Origin of the sequence: Hydrogenophaga sp. IBVHS1 (assembly GCF_002127265.1) — a bacterium.
Lineage (GTDB): Bacteria > Pseudomonadota > Gammaproteobacteria > Burkholderiales > Burkholderiaceae_C > Hydrogenophaga.
Window position 1 is genome coordinate 3,015,828 of the sequence record NZ_NFUU01000001.1, and the last position, 23,761, is coordinate 3,039,588.

Sequence of the window (23,761 nt, forward strand, 5' to 3'; positions counted from 1 at the left end):
TATTGACAGAACGGTGGTTAGTTAGGACCTCAAGCCGAAGCACGCCTTGCAAGCAGCCTGGTCACAGGCGCGGGCGTGTGTTGCACACCCCATGACCTTCCCGACACCTATCGTTCAATGTCCTCGTACAGGGCGCGATAGCTGTCACGCAGCGGATGCTTTTGAATCTTGCCGGTGGAGGTCATCGGCAAGGCATCGACGATGCGGATCGCCTTGGGCACCTCAAAGCCACCGAGATGCTCCTTGCAGTGGTTGATCAACTCGGCCTCGTCGGCCTGCGCCCCTGGCTTGAGCACCACGAAGGCGGTGACCGCCTCGACCCAGCGCGGGTGCGGCAAACCTACCGCCGCCACATTGGCCACCGCCGGGTGGCGCAGCAACGTGGCCTCGACCTTGATGGACGGCACGTTTTCTCCGCCGGTCTTGATCATGTCCTTCTTGCGGTCCCTGAACATCATCTGGCCATCGACCCACATGCCGAGGTCACCGGTGTGGTGCCAGCCGAAAGCGCGTGCCTCGGCGGTGGCTTCGGGATTTTTGTAGTAGCCCTCCATCACGTTCGGACCGCGGTGCACGATCTCGCCGACCTCGCCGGGGCCGAGCAGCTGGCCCGCGTCGTCCATCACCGCCGTGTCGTTGATCAATGCACTGGCGCCCCAGTAGGAACCAAAGCGTTTAAGCTGCTCTTCGGGCCGGAAGGCCATGGTGAGCGGGTACATCTCGGTCTGGCCGGTGGCCAATGAGTAATTCGGGCAGAACTCGGCGATCAGGCGGCGCAGCAGGGTCTCGGCCATGGGCGCCATGGCGTACACGCACATGCGCAGGCTCGACAGGTCGCGCCCCGGGCGCGAGGGATGATCGAGCATGGCCTGGTGCATCAGCGGCAAGCCCACCAGCAAGGTCACCCGTTCACGCTCGATGGCGTCGAGCATGGCGGCGGGTTCGAAAGCGCGCATCACAATCACCGTGCCGCCGCCCGCCAGCACGCCGCACATCAGCGTGTGCTGGGCGCAATGAAAGAGGGGCAGCACGGCAATGTTCACGGCATCGCGCCACACCCCCAACTCAAGCGCGTTGTTCATCGCTGCCATCACCACCGACAAATGGCTTTGCATCACCCCTTTAGGGCGGCCGGTGGTTCCGCTGGTGTACATGATCTGGGCTACGTCGCGGTCATGAATTTCGACCTCGGACTCAGTGGCAGACTGCGCAGCAATCGCTGCAGCGAAGCTGCAGAAAGCCCCAGCCCCCTCGCCTTCCAGCACCCATCCGCGACCGGGCTGCGCCTCGATGGCTGCACGCAACTCCGGGCGCACCAGCAGAGCGGCATCCACCAGCAGGAAGCGCGCCTCAGAGTGGTCGATGATGTAGCGAACGTCATCCAGCCCCAGGCCGGTGTTGATCGGCACCCAGATCAGGCCGGCGCGATGGATGCCGAACATGGCCACCAGGAACTCAAGCGAGTTATTGCATAGCGTGGTCACGCGGTCACCTCGCACCAAGCCAGCGGCCAGCAAGGCATTGGCGCAGCGGGTCACGCGCTCATCGAGCTCACCGTAGCTCATGCTCTGATCGCCGAGCACGAACGCCGTCTTGGCGCGGTCTCGCGCTGCCGAGCGGCGCAGGAAGTCGCCGATGGCCACGCGGGCAATTGCGCCAGGGGATGGCACATCAGCGATGACGGAGGTTGATGGGCTCATGATCGATGTCTCCTACTTTTTGAATTGTTTGGCCGGTGCCGCCGACCATACTGCCAGGAACAGGCCTGGCCTCTGCTTTACCTCGGCATCCGCTGCAACCTATAACGCAGTCACCAATTCGGGCACCGCTGTGAACAGATCCGCCACCAGCCCATAGTCGGCCACCTGGAAGATCGGCGCTTCGGCGTCCTTGTTGATCGCAACGATCACCTTGCTGTCCTTCATGCCGGCCAGGTGCTGGATGGCGCCCGAGATGCCAACCGCCACGTACAACTGGGGTGCCACGATCTTGCCGGTCTGGCCGACCTGGTAGTCGTTGGGCGCGTAGCCGGCGTCGACGGCGGCGCGCGAGGCGCCTATCGCCGCGCCAAGCTTGTCGGCCAGCGGCTCCAGCACGGCGTGAAACTTGTCGGCCGCGCCCAGTCCGCGTCCGCCCGATACGATGACCGATGCAGCGGCGAGTTCCGGGCGCTCCAGCTTCACCACCTCACGCCCGACCAGGGTGGTCAAGCCGAGATCGCCAGCCGCGTCCAGCGTCTCGACCGCTGCCGTGCCGCCCGCACCGACCGGGTCGAAGGCGGTGGTGCGAATGCTCAGCACCTTGATGGCATCCTTCGATTGCACGCGGGCCAGCGCGTTGCCGGCATAGAACGGGCGCAGGAAGGTGTCGGGCGACTCGATCGCGATCACGTCCGACACCTGGGAGGCGTCCAGCAAGGCCGCCACGCGCGGCAGCACGTTCTTGCCAAAGGCGGTGGCTGGCGCCAGCACATGGGTGTAGCCGACATCGGCGCGCACGCGTGAGCGCACCAGCTCGGCCAGGTTCTCGGCCAGGTGGGCCTCTAGGTGCGCCGCGTCAACGTGCAGCACCTTGCTCACGCCCGCAACCGCCGCCGCAGTCTGGGCCACGGCAGCGCAGTTGCGGCCCGCCACCAGCACATGAATGTCGCCGCCGATGCGCGTGGCGGCGGCAATCGTGTTCAGCGTGGCCGCTTTGAGTACGGCGTTGTCGTGTTCCGCAATGATCAGGGTTGTCATCAGATCACCTTCGCTTCTTCTTTGAGTCGTTTGACGAGTTCGGCCGGGTCGGCCACCTTGATGCCGGCCTTGCGGGTCGGCGGCTCGCTGACGTGCAGGGTCACGGTGCGTGGCGCAATGTCGATGCCGAGCTCGGCCGCCTTGATCACCTCCATCGGCTTTTTCTTGGCCTTCATGATGTTGGGCAGCGTGATGAAGCGCGGCTCGTTCAGGCGCAGGTCGGTCGTGATCACGGCCGGCAGCTTCATGGCCAGGGTTTCCAGGCCACCGTCGATCTCGCGAGTGATGGTGGCCGTGTCGCCGCTGATCTGCACCTTGGAGGCGAAGCTGGCCTGGGCCCAGCCCATCAGCGCGCCAAACATCTGGCCAGTCTGGCCAGCGTCGTCATCAATCGCCTGCTTGCCGAAGATGGCGAACTGCACACCTTCTTTTTGGGCCACATGCTGCATCAGCTTGGCCACCGCGAGCGGTTCGAGCGCGGCGTCAGTTTCAACCAGCACGGCGCGATCAGCGCCGATGGCCATGGCGCTGCGCAGCGTTTCCTGGCAAGCCGCCGGGCCACAGGAAACAACGATCACTTCAGAAGCGACACCGGCCTCCCTGAGGCGCACCGCCTCTTCGCAGGCGATCTCGTCGAAAGGGTTCATGGACAACTTCTGGTTCGCGAGATCGACTCCCGAACCGTCGGACTTGACGCGGGCCTTGACGTTGTAGTCCAGCACCCGCTTGACGGCGACCAATATCTTCACTTTATCTCCATGTGACTAAAAATAAACAATTGAAAACGGTAAGATGAAAGCCGAATCCGGCCCGTTCAATCACGGCTCACTCCCGATGCGGCCACACGAGGAAACAGCATCGCGTACATGCGCTGCGCCAACGCATCGATGTCCAGACGCCCGCCAGGCCGGTACCACTGCGCCGTCCAGTTGAGGGCACCGAGAACTGTCTGGCGCACCAACACGACATCTGTATCGACCAGGCCCAGCGCCGCAGCCTCGCTGATCGGCGTCATCCACAAGGTCTCGTAGGCGTCGCGCGATGCCATCACCCGGGTCAGGGCGGCCGGCGAAAGGCTGCGCCACTCATAGAGCAGCACGGTCATGGCGTCGAGCCTCGTACCCAGCAAAGCCTTCAGGTGGCTGCGCACCATCGACAGCAGCCGCTCGGGCAAGCGAACTTCGCCAGCCAGCCCGTCGCGCACCGACCGCATGATGTCGCGAACACCCTCCTCCATGATCGCCACCAGCAGATCCTCCTTGGTCGCGAAATGGTAGAAGAGCGAGCCTGAAGTCATGCCCATGGCTTGGGCAATCTCGCGCACCGAAGTGCGCTCAAAACCCTGGCGCCGGAACCGGCTCGCCGCGGCCGCCAGGATCGCATCTCTGCGCGAGAGTGGGTTGTCTTGCTCCTTTGCCATGCCGTATACTATATCATCTAACAAGCGTTTGGTCGATTGGTTTGTCTATCGTGCGTTGGGTGCTTCCGGCGCTTTCCCACGTGGACGAGCAACTCTTCGCGACCGTCGGCCATGCCAGTGCCAATGCCAATCGAACTTCATGGACAGACCCATGCTCAACCGCACCCTCTTCGGTGAAGAACACGAACTCTTCCGGGACCAGGCACGTCGCTTTCTGGAAGAAGAAGTCATACCTCATCACGCCGGCTGGGAAAACGATGGCATCGTGCCGCGCGCCGTCTGGCGCAAGGCCGGCGCCGCCGGCCTGCTGTGCCCCGCCATACCCGAGCAATACGGAGGCGGTGGCGGTACGCGCCTGCACAGTGCTGTGCTCATTGAAGAAGTCTCGCGCGCCGGCACCAGCGGCATTGGCTTCGGCCTGCACTCCGACATCGTGGCACCCTACATCCTGGCCTACGGCACCGAGGCGCAAAAGCGCAACTGGCTGCCGAAGATGGCCACCGGCGAAGTGATTGGCGCCATCGCCATGACTGAGCCGGGCGCGGGCAGCGACCTGCAAAGCGTGCGCACCAGTGCGGTCCGTGACGGCGACGAACTTGTGATCAATGGTCAAAAGACCTTTATCACCAACGGCCAGAACGCCGACGTGGTGATCGTTGTCGCCAAGACCGACCCGACGCAAGGCGCCAAGGGAACCTCGCTGGTGCTGGTCGAGACCAATCGCCCCGGCTTCACGCGCGGGCGCAATCTCGAAAAAATCGGCATGAAGGCGCAGGACACCTCGGAACTCTTCTTCGAAGACGTGCGCGTGCCGGCCAGCAACATCCTCGGCGGGGATGGCAAGGGCTTTTTCCTGCTGATGCAGGAACTGGCCTGGGAGCGCATGCAGATCGCCATCGGCGCGGTGGCGGGCGCCGAGGCCGCGCTCGAATGGACCCTGGCCTACACCAAGGATCGCAAGGCCTTCGGCCAGCGCGTGATCGATTTCCAGCACAACCGCTTCAAGCTCGCCGAAATGAAAACCGAGGTGCAGATCGCACAGGTCTTTGTCGACCGTCTGCTCGGCCTGCTGATGGACGGTCAACTTGATGCCGCCACCGCCGCGATGGCCAAGTACTGGACCACCGACCTGCACTGCAAGGTGATCGACCAATGCCTGCAGATGTTCGGCGGCTTCGGCTACATGTGGGAGTACCCGATTGCCCGCGCCTATGCGGATGCGCGCGTCGCGCGCATCTACGGTGGCGCCAACGAAATCATGAAGGAAATCATCAGCCGCACGCTGTAGCAACTGCTGCCAGCCGCCTGCCGCTCTTCCGCCCTCTTGCCTATCGCATCCCCAGATTCAGAAAGAAGGAAACCCAATATGACCGAAGCATTCATTTTCGACGCCGTGCGCACGCCGCGCGGCAAGGGCCGCAGCTCGGGTGCGCTGCACGGCACCACGCCCATCAGTTTGGCCATTACCGCGCTGCAGGCACTACGCGACCGCAACACCCTGGACACCGCCTTCGTGGACGACATCATCCTCGGCTGCGTCGAACCCGCCGGTGAGCAAGGCGCCAACATCGCGCGCGTTGCGGCCATTGCCGCCGGGTACCACGAAAGCGCTGCCGGCGTGCAGGTCAATCGCTTTTGCGCCTCGGGCCTGGAGGCCTGCAACATGGCCGCCGCCAAGGTGATGTCGGGTCAGTCGCCACTGGTCATCGGCGGCGGCGTGGAGAGCATGAGCCGTGTGCCCATGGGCACCAGCGGCGGTGCCTGGGCGATTGACCCAGCGGTGGCGATTCCGACCTATTTCGTGCCGCAGGGCATTTCGGCCGATCTGATTGCCACGCTTTACGGCCACAGCCGCAGCGACGTCGACAGCTACGCGGTCGAAAGCCAGCGCCGCGCCGCACTCGCCTGGGCCGAGAGCCGCTTCGCCAATTCGATCGTTCCCGTGAAGGATGTGAACGGTTGCATCGTGCTTGAGCGCGACGAACACATGCGCGCCGAAACCACGCTGGAGTCGCTGGCCAAGCTGGAGCCTGCTTTCAAGGTGCAGGGCGAGAAATACGGCTTCGACGCGGTGGCCATTCAGCGTTATCCCGAGATCGAGCGCATGGTGCACGTGCACCATGCCGGCAACTCATCGGGCATTGTTGACGGCGCGGCTGCGGTGCTGGTCGGCAACGCCGAAGTCGGCAAACGGCTGGGCCTGAAAGCCCGTGCCCGCATCCGCTCGTTCGCCTCCATCGGCAGCGAGCCCACCATCATGCTGACCGGCCCCTCCTATTCGGCGGAAAAGGCGCTCAAGCTCGCTGGCATGAAGGCCAGCGACATCGACCTCTATGAACTGAACGAAGCCTTCGCCTCAGTCGTGCTGCGTTTCATGGAAGTGATGAAAGTCACGCACGACAAGATGAACGTCAACGGCGGGGCGATTGCGATGGGGCACCCCCTGGGCGCGACTGGCGCGATGATTCTGGGCACCCTGCTCGACGAACTCGAGCGGCGCAACCTGTCGACCGGCCTGGTCACGCTGTGCGTGGGCGCCGGCATGGGCACAGCCACCATCATCGAGCGCGTCTGAAGCCTCGGCACGACGTGAACCTCATCACAGACCTGGATCACCAACATGACGATTGACTACAAGCTTGATGCCGATGGCATCGCCACCATCACCTGGGCCATGCAGGACGTGCCCATGAACGTCCTCAACGAGCAATCCATTCCTGCCTTCTCCGACGCCGTGCGCAGGGCCGTCGCGGACGCTGCCGTCAAGGGCGTGATCGTCACCTCTTCCAAGCCCGAGTTCATCGCCGGTGCCGACCTCAACATGATGCTCGCCATCACGGACGTTGCCGAAATGATGGACTTCGTCACCCAGTTGCACGCCCTGATGCGCGGCATTGAGAAAAGCGGCAAGCCCTTCGTCGCGGCCCTCAACGGCACCACGCTGGGCGGCGGCTACGAGGTCGCGCTGGCCTGCCACCGACGCATCGCCGCCGACAACCCCAAGGCCCAGATCGGCCTGCCCGAGGTGGGCCTTGGCCTGCTGCCCGGCGGCGGCGGCACGCAGCGTCTGCCGCGCATGATCGGTGTGCGCAACGCGCTGCCCTTCCTGCTCGAAGGCAAAAAGCTCGCCCCGCAAAAAGCCCTGGATGCGGGTCTGGTCGATGAAGTCGTGCCGGCCGACCAACTGCTGGCCCGCGCCAGGCAGTGGCTGCTGACTGACGGTGCCGCTGCCGCTGTTCAGCCCTGGGACCGCAAGGGTTTCAAGCTGCCGGGCGGCGCCGTGCAAAGCCCCATGGGCTACGACACTTTGACCGCTGGCAACGCCATGCTGCGCGCCAAGACCTTTGGCAACTATCCCGCACCTGAGGCGATCTTGAACTGCGTCTACAACGGCTGCCAGATCGACATCGACACCGGCTGCAAGGTCGAGATGCGCGAGTTCGTCAAGCTGACGACCGGCAAAGAGGCCAAGAACATGATCCGCTCGCTGTTCTTTGGCATCCCCGCCGCCAGCAAGCTGGCCTCCCGGCCCAAGGGCGTGCCTCAGGCCAGCTACCGCAAGGTCGGCATTCTGGGGGCTGGCATGATGGGCGCGGGCATTGCCTTCGCCGCCGCCGAGGTCGGCATGGAAGTGGTGCTGCTCGACAGCAGCACCGACAGCGCGGCCAAGGGCAAGGCCTACAGCGAGAACCTGTGGAACAAGCGCGTGGCCGCCAAGCGCATGACCGAGGCCGAGTGCACTGCCAAGCTAACCCTGATCAAGCCGACCACCGACTTCGCCGACCTGACAGGCTGTGACATTGTGGTCGAAGCGGTGTTTGAAGACCGCGCCATCAAGGCCGACGTGACGCGCAAGGCCGAGGCGGTGATCGCCCCCGGCGCCCTCTTCGCCTCCAACACCAGCACCCTGCCCATCAGCGGGCTGGCCGAGGCGTCCGCACGTCCGGCCAACTTCATCGGCCTGCATTTTTTCTCGCCAGTCGACAAGATGCCGCTGGTGGAGATCATTCGCGGCCAGGCCACCAGTGACGAATGCCTGGCCCGTGCCATGGACTTCGTCAAGGCGATCCGCAAGACGCCCATCGTCGTCAATGACAGCCGCGGCTTCTACACCAGCCGGGTGTTCTCGACCTACGTCGGCGAAGGCCTGGCGCTGCTGGCCGAAGGCGTGAAGCCGGCGCTGATCGACAACGCCGGGCGCATGGCCGGCATGCCGGTGGGGCCGCTGGCGCTGGCCGACGAAGTCTCGCTCGAATTGATGGCGCGCATCAGGAAACAGACCGCCACCGACCTCGGCAAGGCCTACCAGCGCAGCGCCGTCGACGACGTCTGCGACCGCATGGTGGACCAGCTGGGACGACTGGGTAAAAAAACCGGCAAAGGTTTCTACGACTACCCACAAGATGGCCAGAAACAACTGTGGGCAGGCCTGGCGCAGGCGTTCCCGCTGGCGGCCACGCAACCCACGGTCGAAGAGGTCAAGCAGCGCCTGATGTTCATCCAGTCCGTCGAAACAGCACGCTGCCTCGAAGAAAAAGTTCTGCTGGCACCAATCGATGCCGATGTCGGCGCGATCCTGGGCTGGGGCTTCCCAGCCTACCTGGGTGGCCCGATCGGCCAGATCCACAGCCAGGGGGTGTCCGCCTTTGTCAAAGTCTGCGAGAGCCTGGCAGAGCGGCACGGTGCGCGCTTCGCGCCGCCGCAGTTGCTGCGCCGCATGGCCGCCCAGGGTGAGCGTTTTTACGACCTGTAAGCAGGCCTGTGACCCCATTCGTTCACTGCGACCTTTCAGCGAGAACCGCCCATGCCCGCCATTCAAAGTCAAGTCGACCCGCAGTCAGAGAGCTTCCAGCGCGAGCGCGCACAGATGCTCGCGCTGATCGACAGTTTCCGCACGCTCGAAGACCGTGTGCGCAACACGTCGAACAGCCAAGAAGCCAAGTTCCGCGCCCGCAAACAGCTGCTGCCGCGTGAGCGCATCGCGCTGCTGCTCGACCGCGGCTCGTCGTGGCTGGAGTTTTCGACCCTGGCCGGCTTCAGGATGCACGACGACGACGGCGAGAAGAACGTGCTGGGGGGCGGGATCATCTGCGGCATCGGGGTGGTGTCGGGCATCCGTTGCGTGGTGATCGCATCCGACAGCGCGATCAAGGGCGGCACCATCACACCGATGGGCATGAAGAAGAGCCTTCGCGCCGAAGCCATCGCACTGGAGAACAAACTGCCAGTGGTGCGACTGGTCGAGTCCGGCGGCGCCAACCTGATGCATGTGGGCGAGGTGTTCATTGAAGGCGGCCGCGGCTTCGCCAACCAGGCGCGGCTATCGGCCAGGGGCATTCCACAGGTCTGCGTGATGCACGGCCACTCAACTGCCGGCGGCGCCTACCTTCCGGGCATGTCCGACTATGTGATCATGGTGCGCGGCCGTGCAAAGGCTTTCCTGGCCGGCCCACCCTTGCTAAAAGCCGCCACCGGCGAGATCGCCACCGACGAAGAGCTGGGCGGCGCCGAGATGCACTGTTCGATGTCGGGCGTGGCCGAGTACCTGGCCGAGGACGATGCGGACGGCATCCGCATCGCACGCGACATCTTGGCGCGGCTGCCGTGGAACGACCGCTTGCCGATGCGCGCGGTGAAGACCTGGAAAGAGCCGCGTTATCCGGTCGAGCAACTGGCGGGCGTGGTGCCGGTTGACTTTCGCCAGCCCTACGACATGCGCGAAGTGCTGGCGCGGGTGATCGACGACTCCGACTTCCTCGAATTCAAATCGTTGTACGGCTCCAGTACCGTGTGCGGCCATGGTGCCATCGAGGGATACCCTTGCGGCTTCATCGGCAACAACGGGCCCATTGATCCGCAAGGCGCCACCAAGGCGACCCAGTTCATCCAGTTGTGCTGCCAGTCGGGCACCCCGATCGTCTATCTGCAGAACACCACCGGCTTCATGGTCGGCAAGGATGTGGAGCAGGTCGGCATGATCAAGCATGGCGCCAAGATGATCCAGGCCGTGGCCAATGCCACCGTGCCGCAAATCACCGTGATGACAGGTGCCTCCTTCGGTGCCGGCAACTACGGCATGTGTGGCCGCGCCTACGATCCGCGCTTCGTGTTCGCCTGGCCCAACGCGCGGGTGGCTGTGATGGGCGGCGAGCAGGCCGCCACCGTGATGCGCATCGTCACCGAAGAAAAATTTGCCCGCACCGGCAAGGAGCCACCCGCCGAAACCATGGCCACCATGAAAAGCGAGATCCTGGCACGTTTTGACCTCGAATCGCATTCGCTGTTTGCCACCGCGCGCCTGTGGGACGACGGCATCATCGACCCGCGCGACACCCGCCGCGCGCTCGCCACCACCCTGGCGGTGTGTCGGGAAGCCGGGTTGCGGCCCTTGCTTTCGAACACCTTTGGCGTGGCACGGATGTGAGAACCCTGATGAACTTCACCAAAATCCTGATTGCCAACCGCGGCGAGATCGCCTGCCGGATCATCCGCACGGCCCAGGCGCTGGGCTACCGCACGGTGGCCGTTTACAGCGAAGCAGATGCCCAAGCGCTGCATGTTGCCCTGGCCGACGAGGCAGTGTGCATCGGCCCGGCGCCGGTACGGGAGAGCTACCTCAACGTTGCGGCGCTGCTGGCGGCGGCGCGCAGCACCGGTGCCGACGCGGTACACCCCGGCTACGGCTTCCTGTCCGAGAACGACGGCTTTGCGCAAGCTTGCCTGGACGCCGGGCTGGTGTTCATCGGCCCGGACCCGCAGGCCATCCTGAAAATGGGCAACAAGGCCGGCGCCAAACGCCTGATGCTGGCGGCGGGCGTGCCCTGCGTGCCGGGCTATCAGGGCACCGACCAGTCCGATGCCACGCTGCTCACGAAGGCTGCCGAGATCGGTTTCCCGATCATGGTCAAGGCGGCGGCGGGCGGTGGCGGGCGAGGCATGCGACTGGTCGAACACCCGCAAGACCTCGCGGTCGCCCTGGCCAGCGCCCGCTCGGAAGCAGGCAACGCCTTCGGCAGCGAAGAGCTCATCCTGGAGCGCGCGGTGATTGAGCCGCGCCATGTCGAAATCCAGGTCTTCGGCGACCAGCACGGCCACATCATCCACCTGGGCGAACGCGACTGCTCGATCCAGCGCCGGCACCAGAAGGTGTTCGAGGAAGCGCCCTCCCCGGCGGTCACGCCCCAGCTGCGCGAGCAAATGGGCGCGGCGGCGGTGGCGGCTGCGCGCACCGTGAACTACGTCGGCGCCGGCACGGTGGAGTTTCTGCTCGACAGCGAAGGGCGCTTCTACTTTCTGGAGATGAACACGCGGCTGCAGGTCGAACACCCGGTGACCGAGTGCATCACCGGGCTGGACCTGGTGGCCTGGCAGATCGCCGTGGCCCGTGGCGAGCACTTGCCGCTGACGCAGGAGCAAGTGCACTTGAACGGGCACGCCATCGAAGTGCGCCTGTACGCCGAAGATCCGTACAACGGCTTCCTGCCGCAAAGTGGCGATGTTGCGCTCTGGTGCCCGCCCACGGGCGAAGGCGTGCGCGTTGACCACGGCTTGGCATCAGGCCAGACCGTCAGCCCGCACTACGACCCCATGATCGCCAAAATCATTGTGCACGGCGCGACCCGCGACGAAGCCCGACGGCGCCTGATCGGTGCGCTGCAACGCACCCGCCTGCTCGGCCTGCCCCACAACCGTGCCTTCCTCGAAGCCGTGGCCAGCCACCCGGCCTTCGCCGCTGGCGAAACGACCACTGCCTTTATCGCCCAGCACTTCGGCGCTGCGGCGCTGGTGCGGCCCCAGCCCGACTCGCTGGCGCTGGCGCTGGCCGGCACGCTGTGGTTTGAAGCCAGCGCCACGCCGGTCGCAGCCGCGCCCTGGCGCTCCAGCGGACCGGCACGCTGGCCGATGCTGATCGGCGAGGGCGAACACCGCCATGCCGTGCACATCACGGTCACTGGCACCCACAGCTACACGCTCGAAGTGGGCGCGGCGCTGCACCACATCACCCTCAGCGGGCGCGAAGGCGAGTGCCTGCACCTGATCGCCGATGGCGTGCAGCAGCACGCGGCTGCGGTGTTTGCCGGCGGCGTGTTGCACTTGGAGCTGGGCGACCTGAGTGCCAGCTTTGAAGACCTGACCTATGACCCCCCGGCCGCGGCGGCAGGCAGTACGGAGTCACGCGTGCTCGCACCCATGAATGGACGGGTGCTGGCCGTTGACGTCCAACATGGCGACACGGTCACCAAGGGGCAACGCCTGGCGGTGCTCGAAGCCATGAAGATGGAGCATCAACTGCTGGCCCGTCGCGATGGCGTGGTGGACCAGGTAGCTGTGCGCGCTGGCGACCAGGTTGCCACGCGCGCATTGTTGGTGTCACTGGTCGAGCAGCCTGATTGAGGCGCGCACCGCTCGGCACGCGCGACACACGCCACATCCACGGAGAGTAAAACGCATGCCTGCCGAAACCCTGCCTGCCAAGAGTCCCTTCTATACGCCCGAGCATCTGGCGTTCCGCGACGCGATGCGCCGCTTCGTCGCCAGAGAAATCAGTCCGCACGTGGATGCCTGGGACGAAGCCGAGTCCTTTCCTGTCGCGTTGTACCGCAAGGCGGCCGAAATCGGCCTGCTGGGCCTGGGTTTTCCTGAAGCCTTCGGCGGCAACGACGGCGACCTGTTCATGACCATCATCGCCGCGCAGGAACTGGCGCGTTGCGGTGCTGGTGGTGTCCTGGCGAGTCTGCTGTCGCACACCATCGGCTGCCCGCCCATCGTCAACGTGGGCAGCGAGGCGCTGAAGCAGCGCGTCTTGCCGCCGGTGCTGCGGGGCGAGAAGATCAGCGCACTCGGCATCACCGAACCCTCCGGCGGCTCGGACGTGGCCAACCTCAAGACCACGGCGCGCAGGGATGGTGATCACTATGTCGTCAACGGCTCGAAAACGTTCATCACCTCCGGCATGCGCGCCGACTTCTACACCGTGGCGGTGCGCACTGGCGGGCCGGGGCCAGGCGGCGTGTCGCTGCTGCTGATCGAGAAAGGCACGCCCGGCTTTACGCAAACGCCTTTGAGAAAAATGGGCTGGTGGTGCTCCGACACCGCCGCCCTGTATTTCGACCATTGCCGCGTGCCAGTGGAGAACCTGGTGGGGGTGGAAAACCAGGGCTTCAAGGCCATCATGAAGAATTTCAACCGCGAGCGCATCTTTCTCGCCGCCGGCGCCAACGGCTTTGCCCGCGTCTGCCTGGACGAGGCGCTGGCCTGGTCGCGTGAGCGCGAGATGTTCGGCGGCCGCCTGATCGACCAGCAGGTCACCCGCCACAAACTCGCCGACATGGCCATGCGCGTCGAGGCGACCCAGGCCATGCTGGAATTGCTCGCCTGGCGCGTCGAACAGGGCGATACGCCGGTGGGCGAAATCTGCCTGCTGAAGAACCAGGCCACCCAGACCATGGCCTATTGCGCCAGCGAGGCGGTGCAACTGCACGGCGGCGCCGGTTTCATGCGCGGCGTCAAGGTGGAGCGCATTTACCGCGAAGTCAAGGTCAACGCCATCGGTGGCGGCGCCGAAGAGGTGATGCGCGACCTGGCGGCGCGCCAGCTCGGGTTTTACGCCGGAAGCCCTGGATGAAGTCCGCCGCCTCACCCACACAGCACATGCCGCCTTCGGCGCTGCCCGAGGCCATGCGCCTGGCCTTGTCGGGCGCGCCAGCGCCTGACTGCGCGCACGGCTTCCCCCGTGCCTGGTGGCGTCATCTCGGCGCCAGCGGCCTGCTCGGTGTGGGCTTCGACAGCGACGGCGGGGCGCCCGTCACGGACGCCGTGCAGGTCAGCGCTGTGGCCGGCATCGTCGCCCGGGAATCCGCCAGCCTGGGTCTGGGCATGGCGTGGATGATGCAGCAGATGCTGGGACGCTTCGTGCTGGCGCCGAATCTGCGCAGCGACCGGCATCGTGCGCTGCTGCGATCCATGGCGCTTGGCGACACATTACTGGCACTCGCGATCTCCGAGCCCGGCACCGGCGCACACCCCAAACACCTGAGCTGCCGGGCGATTCAGGACGGCAGCGACTGGCTCCTTGACGGCCACAAGGCCTTTGTCAGCAACGGCCCGGCAGCCGATGCCGTCATCGTGCTGGCCGTGAGCGGCGAACACGAGGGGCGCAGGCGCTTCGATGCTTTCGTCGTTGAGGTCAACACACCGGGCCTGACCCGCCAACTGGACGACAAAGTGCGCGGACTGGCGCCGCTCGGCCATTGCGGCATGCAACTTGTCGGCTGCCGGGTGCCGGAAAGCCAGCGCCTTGGCGAGCCTGGACAGGCTTTCGACACCATCGCTCGGCCGCTGCGCGCGATCGAAGACGCCCTGCTGCTGGGCCCCATGCTCGGCGCCATGCAAGCCGAGCTGGATACATTGGCGCGCTGGTTCCAAAGCTCCGCCCGGACCCCTGCATTGACCCGGGACCTGGGTGGCTTGCAACTCGAACTCGATGCCCTCTCGCCCGTTGCACGTCATGCCGCCCAGCACCTGGACCAGCACGGACCCAACGAGGCGTTGGCGGCATTCAATCTGGGCGCGCGCCGCCTGCTTGATCGCTGGCAAGGCACCTGTGAATCCTTTGCCGCGGCCCTGGACGACCGTGAACCGACCCTGCTCAACCTGGCGCGCGATCTGCGCCTGGTGCAGGGCATAGCCCGCGGCATCGCCGAATCCCGACAACTTCAAACCGGCGAAAAAATGCTGCTCTCCAAGGAACCCCGTGAAAACACTACACCAACCCCACTTTGACTCCATCGATGGCCTGGCGCAGCGGCTGGCTGCGGTCGACTACATTGCCAGCCGCGAAATCGCCACCTCGGTCTATCTGGGCTTCAATCTGGAAAAGCCGATCCTTGTCGAAGGCCCGGCCGGCGTCGGCAAGACCGAACTGGCCAAGGGCATGGCCGAGATTCTCGACGTGCCCCTGATCCGCATGCAGTGTTACGAAGGCCTGGACGAATCCAAGGCCTTGTACGAGTGGAAATACGGCAAGCAATTGCTCTATACGCAACTCCTCAAGGACAAACTGGGGGAGATGATGCAAGGCGCGGTGGGACTCGCGGCCTCCATCGAGCGGCTGCATGCGCACGACGATCTGTTCTTTTCCGAGCACTTTCTTGAGCCGCGCCCGCTCTATCAGGCCTTGCACCAGGAGCGCGGCTGCGTGCTGTTGGTGGACGAGGTTGACAAGTCCGACCCCGAGTTCGAGGCTTTCCTGCTCGAAGTGCTGTCCGACTTTCAGGTCTCGGTGCCCGAACTCGGCACCATCAAGGCCAAGGTAAAGCCCATCGTTTTTCTCACCAGCAACAACACGCGCGAGATGAGCGACGCGCTCAAGCGCCGCTGCCTGCACTTGCACATTCCATTCCCCGAGGCGAAGCTGGAGCGGCGCATTCTGGAGCGCCGCGTGCCAGGCCTGTCGGAAACACTGAACCGCGAACTGGTCGCTTTCATTCAGGCGGTGCGGCAGATGGACCTGAAAAAGCAGCCCTCGGTCAGCGAGACCATCGACTGGGCCAAAACGCTGCTGCTGCTGCACGCCGAACACTTGAGCCTGGACATGGTGAAGGGCACGCTCAGTGTCTTCCTCAAGTTCGAGCAGGACATCGCCTCGGCCAGCGAGCAACTGCCGGCCCTGCTGCAACAAGCGCGCAAGGATGCGGAGATTCCCCGTGCAAGCCACGCTTGAGGATTTCTTCAAGGCGCTGCGCGGCAGCGACCTCGAGATCAGCCTCAACGCCCAGGTCGATGCGGCGCGCGCCGTGGCGCTGGTCGGCTGGAGCGACCGCACCCTCCTGAAAAGCGCACTGGGCACGACACTGGCGAAAACCACCCCGGATCGCGCCCTGTACGACGAGGCCTTTGACCGCTTCTTCCGTTTCAATTCCTTCGAAAACATGGCCGCGCAAGGCAGTCCGGCCAAGCCCTCCTTCAGGCCCGACACCGACCCCAACGCCAACCCCGCTTCAGACGCCATGGCCGCGCAAGACCTGCCGGACCCAGCCCAAAACAAACAGACCGCAACCGGTTCCGGTGGGCCGGGCGGCTGTCAGGGCAGCGGTGGCCAGGCCTTGTCGCAGTTGTTGCTGTCGGGTGACTCTGCGGCACTGGCAAAGCGCATGCAGGAAGCCGCGCGCGAGGTGGGCCTGACCGACATCTGGTTTTTCACCCAAAAGGGCTACTACACCCAAAAGATCCAGCAGGCCATGGGGCTGGAGCTGCTGGACCGCGAAATCTCTGACGCCAAACGCCAGACGCTGGCGCCCGAGCGTGCCAAAGACCTCGAACGGATGCGCAAGAAATTGTTCGAGGAGGTGCGCAATTTTGTCGAACGCAAACTCGCGCTCTACGGCACGGCACCGACGCGCCAGTTGCACGACGACTTCCTGCAATCGCAAAAGCTCTCCAACATCGAAAAGCGTGATTTCGCGCGCATGCACGTCATCGTCAGCAAAATCGCCAAGCGACTGGCCGATCGCCACTCGCGGCGCAAGAAGAAGCGGGTGCGCGGCCAGCTCGACTTTCGCAAGACCCTGCGCAAAAACGCTGCCTACGATGGCGTAATGTTCGAGACCTTCTGGCGCTCCAAAGTGGTGGACCGGCCACGCGTGGTGGCGATCTGCGACGTCAGCGGCTCGGTGCGCCAGTACGCGCGTTTTTTGTTGCTGTTCCTGCACAGTCTGGGTGAGCAGGTGAGCGACCTGCGCAGCTTCGCTTTCACCAACCACCTGGTCGAGGTGAGCGACACCTTTGAGTCGCTGCCGGTCGAACAGGCGGTCGACAAAGTGATGCAGGCGGTGGGCGGCAGTGGCACCGACTATGGGCAGACGCTGCTCGACATCGAGGCGCAGTTGCTCGAGGACATCGATCGCCGCACCACCGTGCTGATTCTCGGCGACGCGCGCAACAACCGCGGTCAAGCCCAGGCTCAAGTCATGCAACTGCTCTACCAGCGCGCGCGCCGGGTCATCTGGCTCAACCCCGAGCCGGTGTCGTTCTGGGGCCTGGGCGATTCGGAGATGAAGCGCTACGCCCCTTATTGCCACATCGCGCGCGAATGCAATTCCCTCGCACACCTGGAAAGCACGCTCGACGCCTTGCTGCGCACCCACTCTGCCAGCGCCTGAAGCCCAAACCCACATCCTCGCTCAACAGACACTGCCCATGGTCCGCCCCACATTGCAGCTCCACCCCCACAGAGAGCCGGTCACCGCGCACCCGGCCGCCACCCTGCTGCTGCTGCGTGATGGTGCGCTTGGCGTCGAAGTGTTGATGACCCGGCGCTCGCCAAAAGCCAGCTTCTTGCCTGGCGCCTATGTTTTCCCCGGCGGGCGAGTGGACGCTGACGACCACCAGGCGCATACACTGGCACGCGCCCCCAACGCGGGCGGACGCTACCGCACGGCAGCACTGGCTGCACTGAGGGAAACCTTCGAGGAATTGGGCATCCTGCTGGCGGTGCAGGCCGATGACAAGCCCATCACCCGCACCCACCTTCAAGCGCTGGACCGCAGTGAAGCGCTGTACCCGCAACTGCAAAGCCAGGGCTGGTCACTAACGCTCGATCGGGCGCGCATGCTGGCCTGCTGGACCACCGATCGCAGCGTGCCCAAGCGTTTCAACACCGCCTTCTTCGTTGCGCTGATGCCCGACCAGCAGGAGCCGGTGGCCGACGAAATGGAACAGTTCGAGCCCGTCTGGGTCAGGCCCGAGGATGCGCTGACGAAACACCAAGCCGGCAACTTTTTCATGATCTTTCCAACCATCCGCACCCTGCACTGGTTGGCGGATTTCGAGCAAGCCGAGCAGGCCCTGGCGGCCTGTACCGAAGACGTGCCACTGTGGAACTCCTGCCCTCGGGGTGGTCTGGTCAGCGGTCAACTTCAGCGTTTCATGGAGCATGAAGCGCCGTACGGCGAACTCGCGCTGGTCTGCCCGGACGGCCAGCTCGAGCACCCGCTGGACTGGCAACACGAGCGGCCGGTGCCCTTGTTGCGGCACCTGCATCGTCTCACCGCCCCCAACGCCAGCATCATGACCGGCCCCGGCACCAACAGCTACATCCTTGGAGACGCGTCCAGCGGCTACATCGTCATTGATCCGGGCCCCTTGCTGAACGACCATATCGAGCGCCTGCTCGCTTTCACGGCAGGCCAGATCACGGCCATCGTCTGCACCCACTCGCACCCGGACCACTCCCCCGCCGCGCAGCCGCTGGCCCAGGCCTGCGCCCGCCTGGCAGGCCATACTCCGCCGGTGCTGGGCCTGGCTTGCGCCGCCACTGCCCGCTCCACGGCTGTCTTCGCCCCCGACCGAGCTCTGGCCGACGGCGAGCGCCTGATGCTGCACGATGGCGAGCACAAAAGCACCCTGCGCGTGGTCCATACACCAGGGTACGCAGCCAACCACCTCTGCCTCATCCTCGAAGAAGACGGTCTGCTGTTTTCGGGCGACCACATCCTCAGCGGAAGTACCACCATCATCGACCCGCCCGATGGCGACATGAGCGCCTATCTCGATTCGCTGGACCGCCTGGCGCAGATCTGCGAGAAGGACGGTATCGAGTTCATCCTGCCGGCGCACGGTCACGTCATTGGCTGGGCGGCGCAGTCCATTGCGCAGCTAAAGGCGCACCGCCTGCGGCGCGAGGCCAGGGTGCTAGCGGCCATGCGCGCCGTCCCGCAAGGCGGCTTGGACGACTGGCTAACTCTGGCCTATGACGACACCCCCGCAGCGCTCTGGCCACTGGCGCGCCGTTCGTTGGCGGCCCATGTGCAACGCATCGAGCAACTCGCGATGCTTTGAACCCCATACGCTTTTTAGACAACCCACAGGAGCTCAATATGAATACCAACGCCCCCAACCTTGACCGCATCGCAGCTTGCAAGCAAGGCTGGAACGATAGCCCTTTTCTGAAGGCGCAAGGGCTTGAAGTTGAAGAAACAGCTGTAGGCCGAGCTGTTGTACGACTTCCTAAGGCCCTTCCCACCCAACGCGGCGGCGGCGGTTCGGACACCGTGCTCAATGGCGGCGTCATCTCCTATATGTTCGACGGTGCGCTTGGCTGGGCCATCATCTCCTCGCTGCTGGCCATGCCCGAGGCGTCCGACATTGATCCCTTCGAGCTTCGCCAGTTCACGATCAACCTCGACATCACCTTCCTCAATGCCGCCGTGGGCGATAGCTTCGAAGCACGCGGCAAGGTGGTGCGCATCAGCCGCACGACGGCATTTGCCGAAGGGGAGTTCCTGGATGCCAATGGCACAGTTTGCGCCACCGCCAAGGGTATCTGGCGCGTGTTCTGGCCGCGCAGTATTGCATCCACCCCGCGCTGACCCCGCTCCCCCGAATAACCCGGAGACATCCATGAAAAAAATAACCCTTCGTATTGGCAGCGCCTCGGGCTTCTGGGGCGACTCCGAGTTCGCCGCCGCCCAACTGGTGCAGCGCGGCAACATCGACGTCCTGGTGTTCGACTACTTGGCCGAAATCACCATGTCGCTGCTCAGCCGCGCCAAGGCCAAAGACCCGGCACAGGGCTATGCACCGGATTTCGTGACCACCCTCCAGCCCCTGATGAAGGAACTGAAGTCGCGCGGCATCAAGGTCATTGCCAACGCGGGCGGTGTCAACCCGTCTGCCTGTCGCGCTGCGCTGGTGGCTGCAGCCCAGGCCGAAGGTGTCGATCTGAACATCGCCGCCGTGCTGGGCGACGACCTGATGCCCCAGGTTGAGGCCCTGCGCTCGGCCAACATCCAAGAGATGTTCGCGGGCAGCCCCTTTCCACAAAAAGTCATGAGCGCCAACGCCTATCTGGGCGCCTTCCCGATCGCCGCGGCGCTCGATGCCGGCGCCGACGTCGTGGTCACTGGCCGCTGCGTCGACAGCGCGGTCACACTGGCGCCGCTTATCCATGCCTTTGGCTGGACCGCCGCCGACCACGATCTGCTCGCGCAGGGCAGCCTGGCTGGTCACCTGATCGAGTGCGGCACGCAGGCCACCGGCGGCAACTACACTGACTGGGATTCGGTGCCGGGCTGGGACGACATGGGCTTTCCCATCGCCGAGTGCCGCGCCGACGGCAGCTTCGTCATCACCAAGCCCGAAGGCACTGGCGGGCTGGTCTGCCACTCCACGGTGGGCGAGCAGATGCTCTATGAAATCGGCGACCCGCGCGCCTACATCCTGCCCGATGTGGTGTGCGACTTCACCAGCGTCACGCTGACGCAGATCGGCCCCGACCGCGTCGAGGTCAAGGGCGCGCGCGGCCTCCCGCCGACCGATCAGGCCAAAGTCAGCGTCACCTACGCCGACGGCTTTCGGGCCATGAGCTTGTTCATGATCGGCGGCATCAATGCCGGCGCCAAGGGGCAGCGCGTCGGCGCCGCAATGCTGGCGCGCATGCGGCGACACTATGCACAGCGCGGTTGGCCCGACTTCACCGAAACTTGTGTCGAGGCCATCGGCGCTGAAGACACCTACGGCCCCCACGCTCGGCCCGATGCGCGCGAAGTGATGCTCAAGGTCGGCGTGCGCCACCCGGTCAAGGACGCACTCGAACTGTTTTCGCGCGAAGTGGCGCCGATGGCCCTGATGTCGGCCCCGGCCATCACGGGCTTCACCGGTGGTCGACCCAAGGTGCAACCGGTGGTTCGGCTGTTTTCCTGCCTGATCCCCAAGACCCAGCTGGCCGCGAGCATCGACATGGGCGACAAGACCGTGGCGGCACCGCCATGGCACGGCCAGGCGTTTGATCCGGCGACCCTGCCCCAGGTCGGCGGCCCGCTGCCTGCCGCCGACGCCTATGCGCGCGGCACGCGCATAGTGCCGCTGGTGAAGCTGGCCTGGGGCCGCAGCGGCGACAAGGGCGACGCCGCCAACATCGGCGTCCTGGCGCGTCAACCCGGCTACCTGCCTTTCATCCGCGCCGCCCTGACCGAGCAGGCCGTGGCGGCCTGGTTCGCCCACCTCGTCAAGGGCAGCGTGCAGCGCTTTGACCTGCCCGGCACGCACGCGCTGAACTTTCTGATGCACGAAGCCCTGGGCGGCGGCGGCATCGCTTCGGTTCGCATGGACTCGCAGGGCAAAGCCTTTGCGCAGATGCTGCTCGATTTTCCAGTCCCGATCCCAGCCGACTTGGCACTTTGACAACTTTCGCCCCTGCCCCCAATCCAAGACAGAGAAATACACCATGAACACCTCGGCCACTACCGCGATAGCCAACACGGCTTCCACCGCCTTGAGCGCGCGTATCCGCGACGTGCAGGAAGCCACCCGCGGCGTCACCACCCTGTACCCGCGCAGCTACATCCTCCAGTGCATCAAGGAAGATCGCTTCCCCGACGAGCTGTGGCAAAAGCTCGGCGAGTTCGGCCTGCTCGGCCTGTCCGTCCCGGAAGAGTATGGCGGCTCCGGAGGCGGCGTACTGGAGATCACCGCGCTCAATGAAGCGCTGGCTTTGGCCGGCGTGCCCACGCTGTTCCTGGTCGTCACAGGGCTGGGCCGGGTACCGATCATGCGCCACGGCACACCCGAGCAGATCAGGAAATACGTCACGCCGACTTGCACCGGCGAGAAGAAGTTGTGTTTTGCCATCACCGAGCCCAATGCCGGCACCAACAGCTTTGCCATGACCACACTGGCCACACCGGACGGCGATGGCTGGGTGCTCAATGGCCAAAAGGTCTTCATTTCTGGCGCGCGCGATGCCGACTACATGCTGGTGATCGCACGCACCACCAAGGCAGGCGAGGTGAAGCATCGCACCGACGGCATCTCGCTGTTCGTGCTTGACATGAAAACGCCCGGAATCCAGCTGACGCAACTCAACATCCAGGTCGAAACCGCCGAGCGCCAGTACATGGTGTTCTTTGACAACGTCAAGCTGCCCGCCGACGCACTGATCGGCGAAGCCGGCAAGGGCGCCAAGCTGATGTTCGAAGGCCTGAACTCGGAGCGCCTGCTGGCCGCTGGAGCCGCAATCGGCTTGGGCGACTATGCGCTGGCCAAGGCGGTAGCCTATTCGAAGGAGCGTAAGCCCTTCGGCAAGCCAATTGGCTCCTACCAGGCACTGCAGCACCGTATGGCGCAGGCCAAGGCGCAGATCGAGGCAGCGCGGCTGATGACCTACAACGCCGCCGAGCGCTTCGACGCCGGCGAGGATGCTGGTGCCCACGCCAACATGGCCAAGCTGCTGGGCTCGCAAGCGGCGGTGGCCGCCGTAGAGGCCGCGCTGCAAACCCACGGCGGCTACGGATTCGACCGCGACTACGACATCATCACGTTGTGGCCCATGGTGCGCCTGCTGGAAATCGCGCCCATCAACAACGAGATGCTGCTCAACTACATCGGCGAACATGTATTGGGCTTGCCTAAGTCATACTGAGCCGATGGCCGTCATCCCCGGTACCGACCACCCAGACCGAGACCGATGTTCGCAATACGGTCGAGGCCTCCGTCCGCCGTTTTCGGGGTCGTCTGAGCTTTCGACCCGACATCATTGGCAGGCCTCGCTACTCGTTTTCGGATGATGTGTGCCGTGCGCTCCCTCCCCACTTTCGAAGCAGCCAAGCGGCCGCGAGGCCGCCCACGCAAGACGCCGCAGGAGCGAAATGAAGGCAATCGCCGCCAAGATGTCGTCAAGGCCGCGGCCAAACTGTTTCGACGCTACGGCTTCAACGGCACGAGCACGCGCGACATCGCCTGCGCCGTCGGCATGCATTCCGGATCACTGTTTTGTCACTTCAAAAGCAAGGATGCGCTATTGCATGAAGTGATTCAGGAAGGCATGCGCAGCGCGATGGCGCGCCAGATGATCGTGCTACTTGCCGAGCATGACGCTGTGACCACGCTGCGGCAATTGATCCGATCGCATTTCGAAACGATTCTGGGACCAAACAGCGACTTCATGCATGTGGTGCTCTACGAGTCGCGCTACCTCAATGCTATGCAGCACAAAGTCATCGCGAAGCTGCAAGGTGAATACGAAGCGACATGGACGTCCGTGCTCCAAGAGCTCTCGTTGACTGGCTGCTTGCAAGTCGAGGTTCCGGTTGCGCGCCATTTGATCTTTGGTGTGCTGAACGGGTCAGCGCAGTGGTTCAAGTCTGAAATGGGAATCTCGATTGATGACCTGACCGACGCAGTGGTGGCCCTGTGCATACACGTCCCCCCGGCAAAGCCGGACTTGATGTTGAACGCGCCTTTGGGCGTCAGGCGGTGTATCCGGACGACGCCAACACCGTGGCCGATCTGCCCAGCTAGGCCGAACTCGTGAAGTACAAGAGCCAGGGCATCAACATCATGGCGCCGCCGATCTTCGCCCTGCTGAGCACCGACACTTCAGAGTGGATCGCGCCCTCGCAGTACGCGCGAAACGCCCGCTCGGCCGGTCTGGACATCATTGCCTGGACCCTGGAGCGCTCGGGTCTGCTGGCCGATGGCGACAACGGCCTGTATTACCAGACGTTCGATTCGGCCATCAAGACCTAAGGCGACATGATGCGTGTGCTCGACGTGCTCGTCCGCGAGGCGGGTGTGATTGGCGTTTTCTCGGACTGGCCAGCCACGA

General features: G+C 64.5%; 19 protein-coding genes. 15 read left to right on the plus strand and 4 right to left on the minus strand.

The annotated features are described in order from the left end of the window. Positions 1 to 107: 107 nt before the first annotated feature. From CAP37_RS14565 to CAP37_RS14580, 4 genes are all read right to left on the minus strand, one after another. Positions 108 to 1,700 (minus strand): AMP-binding protein, encoded by a 1,593-nt coding sequence (locus tag CAP37_RS14565; RefSeq protein ID WP_056278436.1) that lies wholly within the window; start codon positions 1,698 to 1,700, stop codon positions 108 to 110. A 99-nt stretch (positions 1,701 to 1,799) separates the two neighbouring features. Further along, complete coding sequence (locus CAP37_RS14570) at positions 1,800 to 2,738, minus strand: electron transfer flavoprotein subunit alpha/FixB family protein (protein ID WP_069047330.1); 939 nt, start codon at positions 2,736 to 2,738, stop codon at positions 1,800 to 1,802. Continuing rightward, the gene (locus tag CAP37_RS14575; protein WP_056278441.1) at positions 2,738 to 3,487 is read right to left on the minus strand and encodes an electron transfer flavoprotein subunit beta/FixA family protein; all 750 of its coding nucleotides are present in this window, start codon (positions 3,485 to 3,487) and stop codon (positions 2,738 to 2,740) included. Before CAP37_RS14575 ends, CAP37_RS14570 begins: the two co-directional genes overlap by 1 nt. A gap of 65 nt (positions 3,488 to 3,552) precedes the next feature. Beyond that, positions 3,553 to 4,158, minus strand: a complete 606-nt coding sequence (locus CAP37_RS14580; RefSeq protein ID WP_086124727.1) for a TetR/AcrR family transcriptional regulator — start codon at positions 4,156 to 4,158, stop codon at positions 3,553 to 3,555. Positions 4,159 to 4,309: 151 nt separating this feature from the next. Here CAP37_RS14580 and CAP37_RS14585 point away from each other — a divergent pair, with 151 nt between their 5' ends. From CAP37_RS14585 to CAP37_RS21825, 15 genes are all read left to right on the plus strand, one after another. Further along, complete coding sequence (locus CAP37_RS14585) at positions 4,310 to 5,446, plus strand: acyl-CoA dehydrogenase family protein (RefSeq protein WP_056278445.1); 1,137 nt, start codon at positions 4,310 to 4,312, stop codon at positions 5,444 to 5,446. A gap of 78 nt (positions 5,447 to 5,524) precedes the next feature. Next, complete coding sequence (locus tag CAP37_RS14590; protein ID WP_056278449.1) at positions 5,525 to 6,733, plus strand: acetyl-CoA C-acetyltransferase; 1,209 nt, start codon at positions 5,525 to 5,527, stop codon at positions 6,731 to 6,733. Between the two features lie 45 nt (positions 6,734 to 6,778). Next, complete coding sequence (locus tag CAP37_RS14595) at positions 6,779 to 8,911, plus strand: 3-hydroxyacyl-CoA dehydrogenase NAD-binding domain-containing protein (protein WP_056278451.1); 2,133 nt, start codon at positions 6,779 to 6,781, stop codon at positions 8,909 to 8,911. A 51-nt stretch (positions 8,912 to 8,962) separates the two neighbouring features. Next, positions 8,963 to 10,582 (plus strand): acyl-CoA carboxylase subunit beta, encoded by a 1,620-nt coding sequence (locus CAP37_RS14600; RefSeq protein ID WP_056278454.1) that lies wholly within the window; start codon positions 8,963 to 8,965, stop codon positions 10,580 to 10,582. 8 nt (positions 10,583 to 10,590) lie between these two features. After that, positions 10,591 to 12,552 carry an acetyl/propionyl/methylcrotonyl-CoA carboxylase subunit alpha gene (locus CAP37_RS14605; RefSeq protein WP_056278457.1) on the plus strand — a complete coding sequence of 654 codons (1,962 nt, stop codon included), beginning with the start codon at positions 10,591 to 10,593 and terminating at the stop codon, positions 12,550 to 12,552. 55 nt (positions 12,553 to 12,607) lie between these two features. After that, positions 12,608 to 13,783, plus strand: coding sequence for an acyl-CoA dehydrogenase family protein (locus CAP37_RS14610; RefSeq protein ID WP_056278460.1), 1,176 nt, complete (start codon positions 12,608 to 12,610; stop codon positions 13,781 to 13,783). Beyond that, positions 13,780 to 14,940: an acyl-CoA dehydrogenase family protein gene (locus CAP37_RS14615; RefSeq protein ID WP_056278464.1), complete on the plus strand. Its 1,161-nt coding sequence runs from the start codon at positions 13,780 to 13,782 to the stop codon at positions 14,938 to 14,940. The genes CAP37_RS14610 and CAP37_RS14615 overlap by 4 nt, the downstream gene beginning before the upstream one ends. Continuing rightward, a complete protein-coding gene (locus CAP37_RS14620; protein ID WP_069047335.1) occupies positions 14,912 to 15,880 on the plus strand; it encodes a MoxR family ATPase in 969 nt (322 codons plus the stop codon). Before CAP37_RS14615 ends, CAP37_RS14620 begins: the two co-directional genes overlap by 29 nt. Next, entirely contained in the window at positions 15,864 to 17,318 is a 1,455-nt protein-coding gene (locus tag CAP37_RS14625; protein ID WP_056278469.1) for a VWA domain-containing protein, read from the plus strand. The genes CAP37_RS14620 and CAP37_RS14625 overlap by 17 nt, the downstream gene beginning before the upstream one ends. Before the next feature lie 37 nt (positions 17,319 to 17,355). Continuing rightward, positions 17,356 to 18,996 carry an MBL fold metallo-hydrolase gene (locus tag CAP37_RS14630; RefSeq protein ID WP_056278472.1) on the plus strand — a complete coding sequence of 547 codons (1,641 nt, stop codon included), beginning with the start codon at positions 17,356 to 17,358 and terminating at the stop codon, positions 18,994 to 18,996. Between the two features lie 38 nt (positions 18,997 to 19,034). Further along, complete coding sequence (locus tag CAP37_RS14635; RefSeq protein WP_082586013.1) at positions 19,035 to 19,526, plus strand: PaaI family thioesterase; 492 nt, start codon at positions 19,035 to 19,037, stop codon at positions 19,524 to 19,526. Positions 19,527 to 19,557: 31 nt separating this feature from the next. Continuing rightward, a complete protein-coding gene (locus tag CAP37_RS14640; protein ID WP_056278478.1) occupies positions 19,558 to 21,339 on the plus strand; it encodes an acyclic terpene utilization AtuA family protein in 1,782 nt (593 codons plus the stop codon). A 43-nt stretch (positions 21,340 to 21,382) separates the two neighbouring features. Then, on the plus strand, positions 21,383 to 22,576 hold the full coding sequence (locus tag CAP37_RS14645) for an acyl-CoA dehydrogenase family protein (RefSeq protein ID WP_056278480.1): 1,194 nt from the start codon (positions 21,383 to 21,385) through the stop codon (positions 22,574 to 22,576). Between the two features lie 144 nt (positions 22,577 to 22,720). Continuing rightward, the gene (locus CAP37_RS14650; RefSeq protein ID WP_235501463.1) at positions 22,721 to 23,467 is read left to right on the plus strand and encodes a TetR/AcrR family transcriptional regulator; all 747 of its coding nucleotides are present in this window, start codon (positions 22,721 to 22,723) and stop codon (positions 23,465 to 23,467) included. Continuing rightward, complete coding sequence (locus CAP37_RS21825; RefSeq protein ID WP_218776855.1) at positions 23,464 to 23,682, plus strand: hypothetical protein; 219 nt, start codon at positions 23,464 to 23,466, stop codon at positions 23,680 to 23,682. Before CAP37_RS14650 ends, CAP37_RS21825 begins: the two co-directional genes overlap by 4 nt. The last annotated feature ends 79 nt before the right edge of the window (positions 23,683 to 23,761 follow it).

Excerpts from the sequence above, each read along its gene's own strand:
- CAP37_RS14565 (WP_056278436.1), bottom strand. The coding sequence starts at position 1,700 with ATGAGCCCATCAACCTCCGTCATCGCTGATGTGCCATCCCCTGGCGCA.
- CAP37_RS14570 (WP_069047330.1), bottom strand. The coding sequence starts at position 2,738 with ATGACAACCCTGATCATTGCGGAACACGACAACGCCGTACTCAAAGCG.
- CAP37_RS14580 (WP_086124727.1), bottom strand. The coding sequence starts at position 4,158 with ATGGCAAAGGAGCAAGACAACCCACTCTCGCGCAGAGATGCGATCCTG.
- CAP37_RS14585 (WP_056278445.1), top strand. The coding sequence starts at position 4,310 with ATGCTCAACCGCACCCTCTTCGGTGAAGAACACGAACTCTTCCGGGAC.
- CAP37_RS14590 (WP_056278449.1), top strand. The coding sequence starts at position 5,525 with ATGACCGAAGCATTCATTTTCGACGCCGTGCGCACGCCGCGCGGCAAG.
- CAP37_RS14595 (WP_056278451.1), top strand. The coding sequence starts at position 6,779 with ATGACGATTGACTACAAGCTTGATGCCGATGGCATCGCCACCATCACC.
- CAP37_RS14600 (WP_056278454.1), top strand. The coding sequence starts at position 8,963 with ATGCCCGCCATTCAAAGTCAAGTCGACCCGCAGTCAGAGAGCTTCCAG.
- CAP37_RS14605 (WP_056278457.1), top strand. The coding sequence starts at position 10,591 with ATGAACTTCACCAAAATCCTGATTGCCAACCGCGGCGAGATCGCCTGC.
- CAP37_RS14610 (WP_056278460.1), top strand. The coding sequence starts at position 12,608 with ATGCCTGCCGAAACCCTGCCTGCCAAGAGTCCCTTCTATACGCCCGAG.
- CAP37_RS14615 (WP_056278464.1), top strand. The coding sequence starts at position 13,780 with ATGAAGTCCGCCGCCTCACCCACACAGCACATGCCGCCTTCGGCGCTG.
- CAP37_RS14630 (WP_056278472.1), top strand. The coding sequence starts at position 17,356 with ATGGTCCGCCCCACATTGCAGCTCCACCCCCACAGAGAGCCGGTCACC.
- CAP37_RS14635 (WP_082586013.1), top strand. The coding sequence starts at position 19,035 with ATGAATACCAACGCCCCCAACCTTGACCGCATCGCAGCTTGCAAGCAA.
- CAP37_RS14640 (WP_056278478.1), top strand. The coding sequence starts at position 19,558 with ATGAAAAAAATAACCCTTCGTATTGGCAGCGCCTCGGGCTTCTGGGGC.
- CAP37_RS14645 (WP_056278480.1), top strand. The coding sequence starts at position 21,383 with ATGAACACCTCGGCCACTACCGCGATAGCCAACACGGCTTCCACCGCC.
- CAP37_RS14650 (WP_235501463.1), top strand. The coding sequence starts at position 22,721 with ATGTGTGCCGTGCGCTCCCTCCCCACTTTCGAAGCAGCCAAGCGGCCG.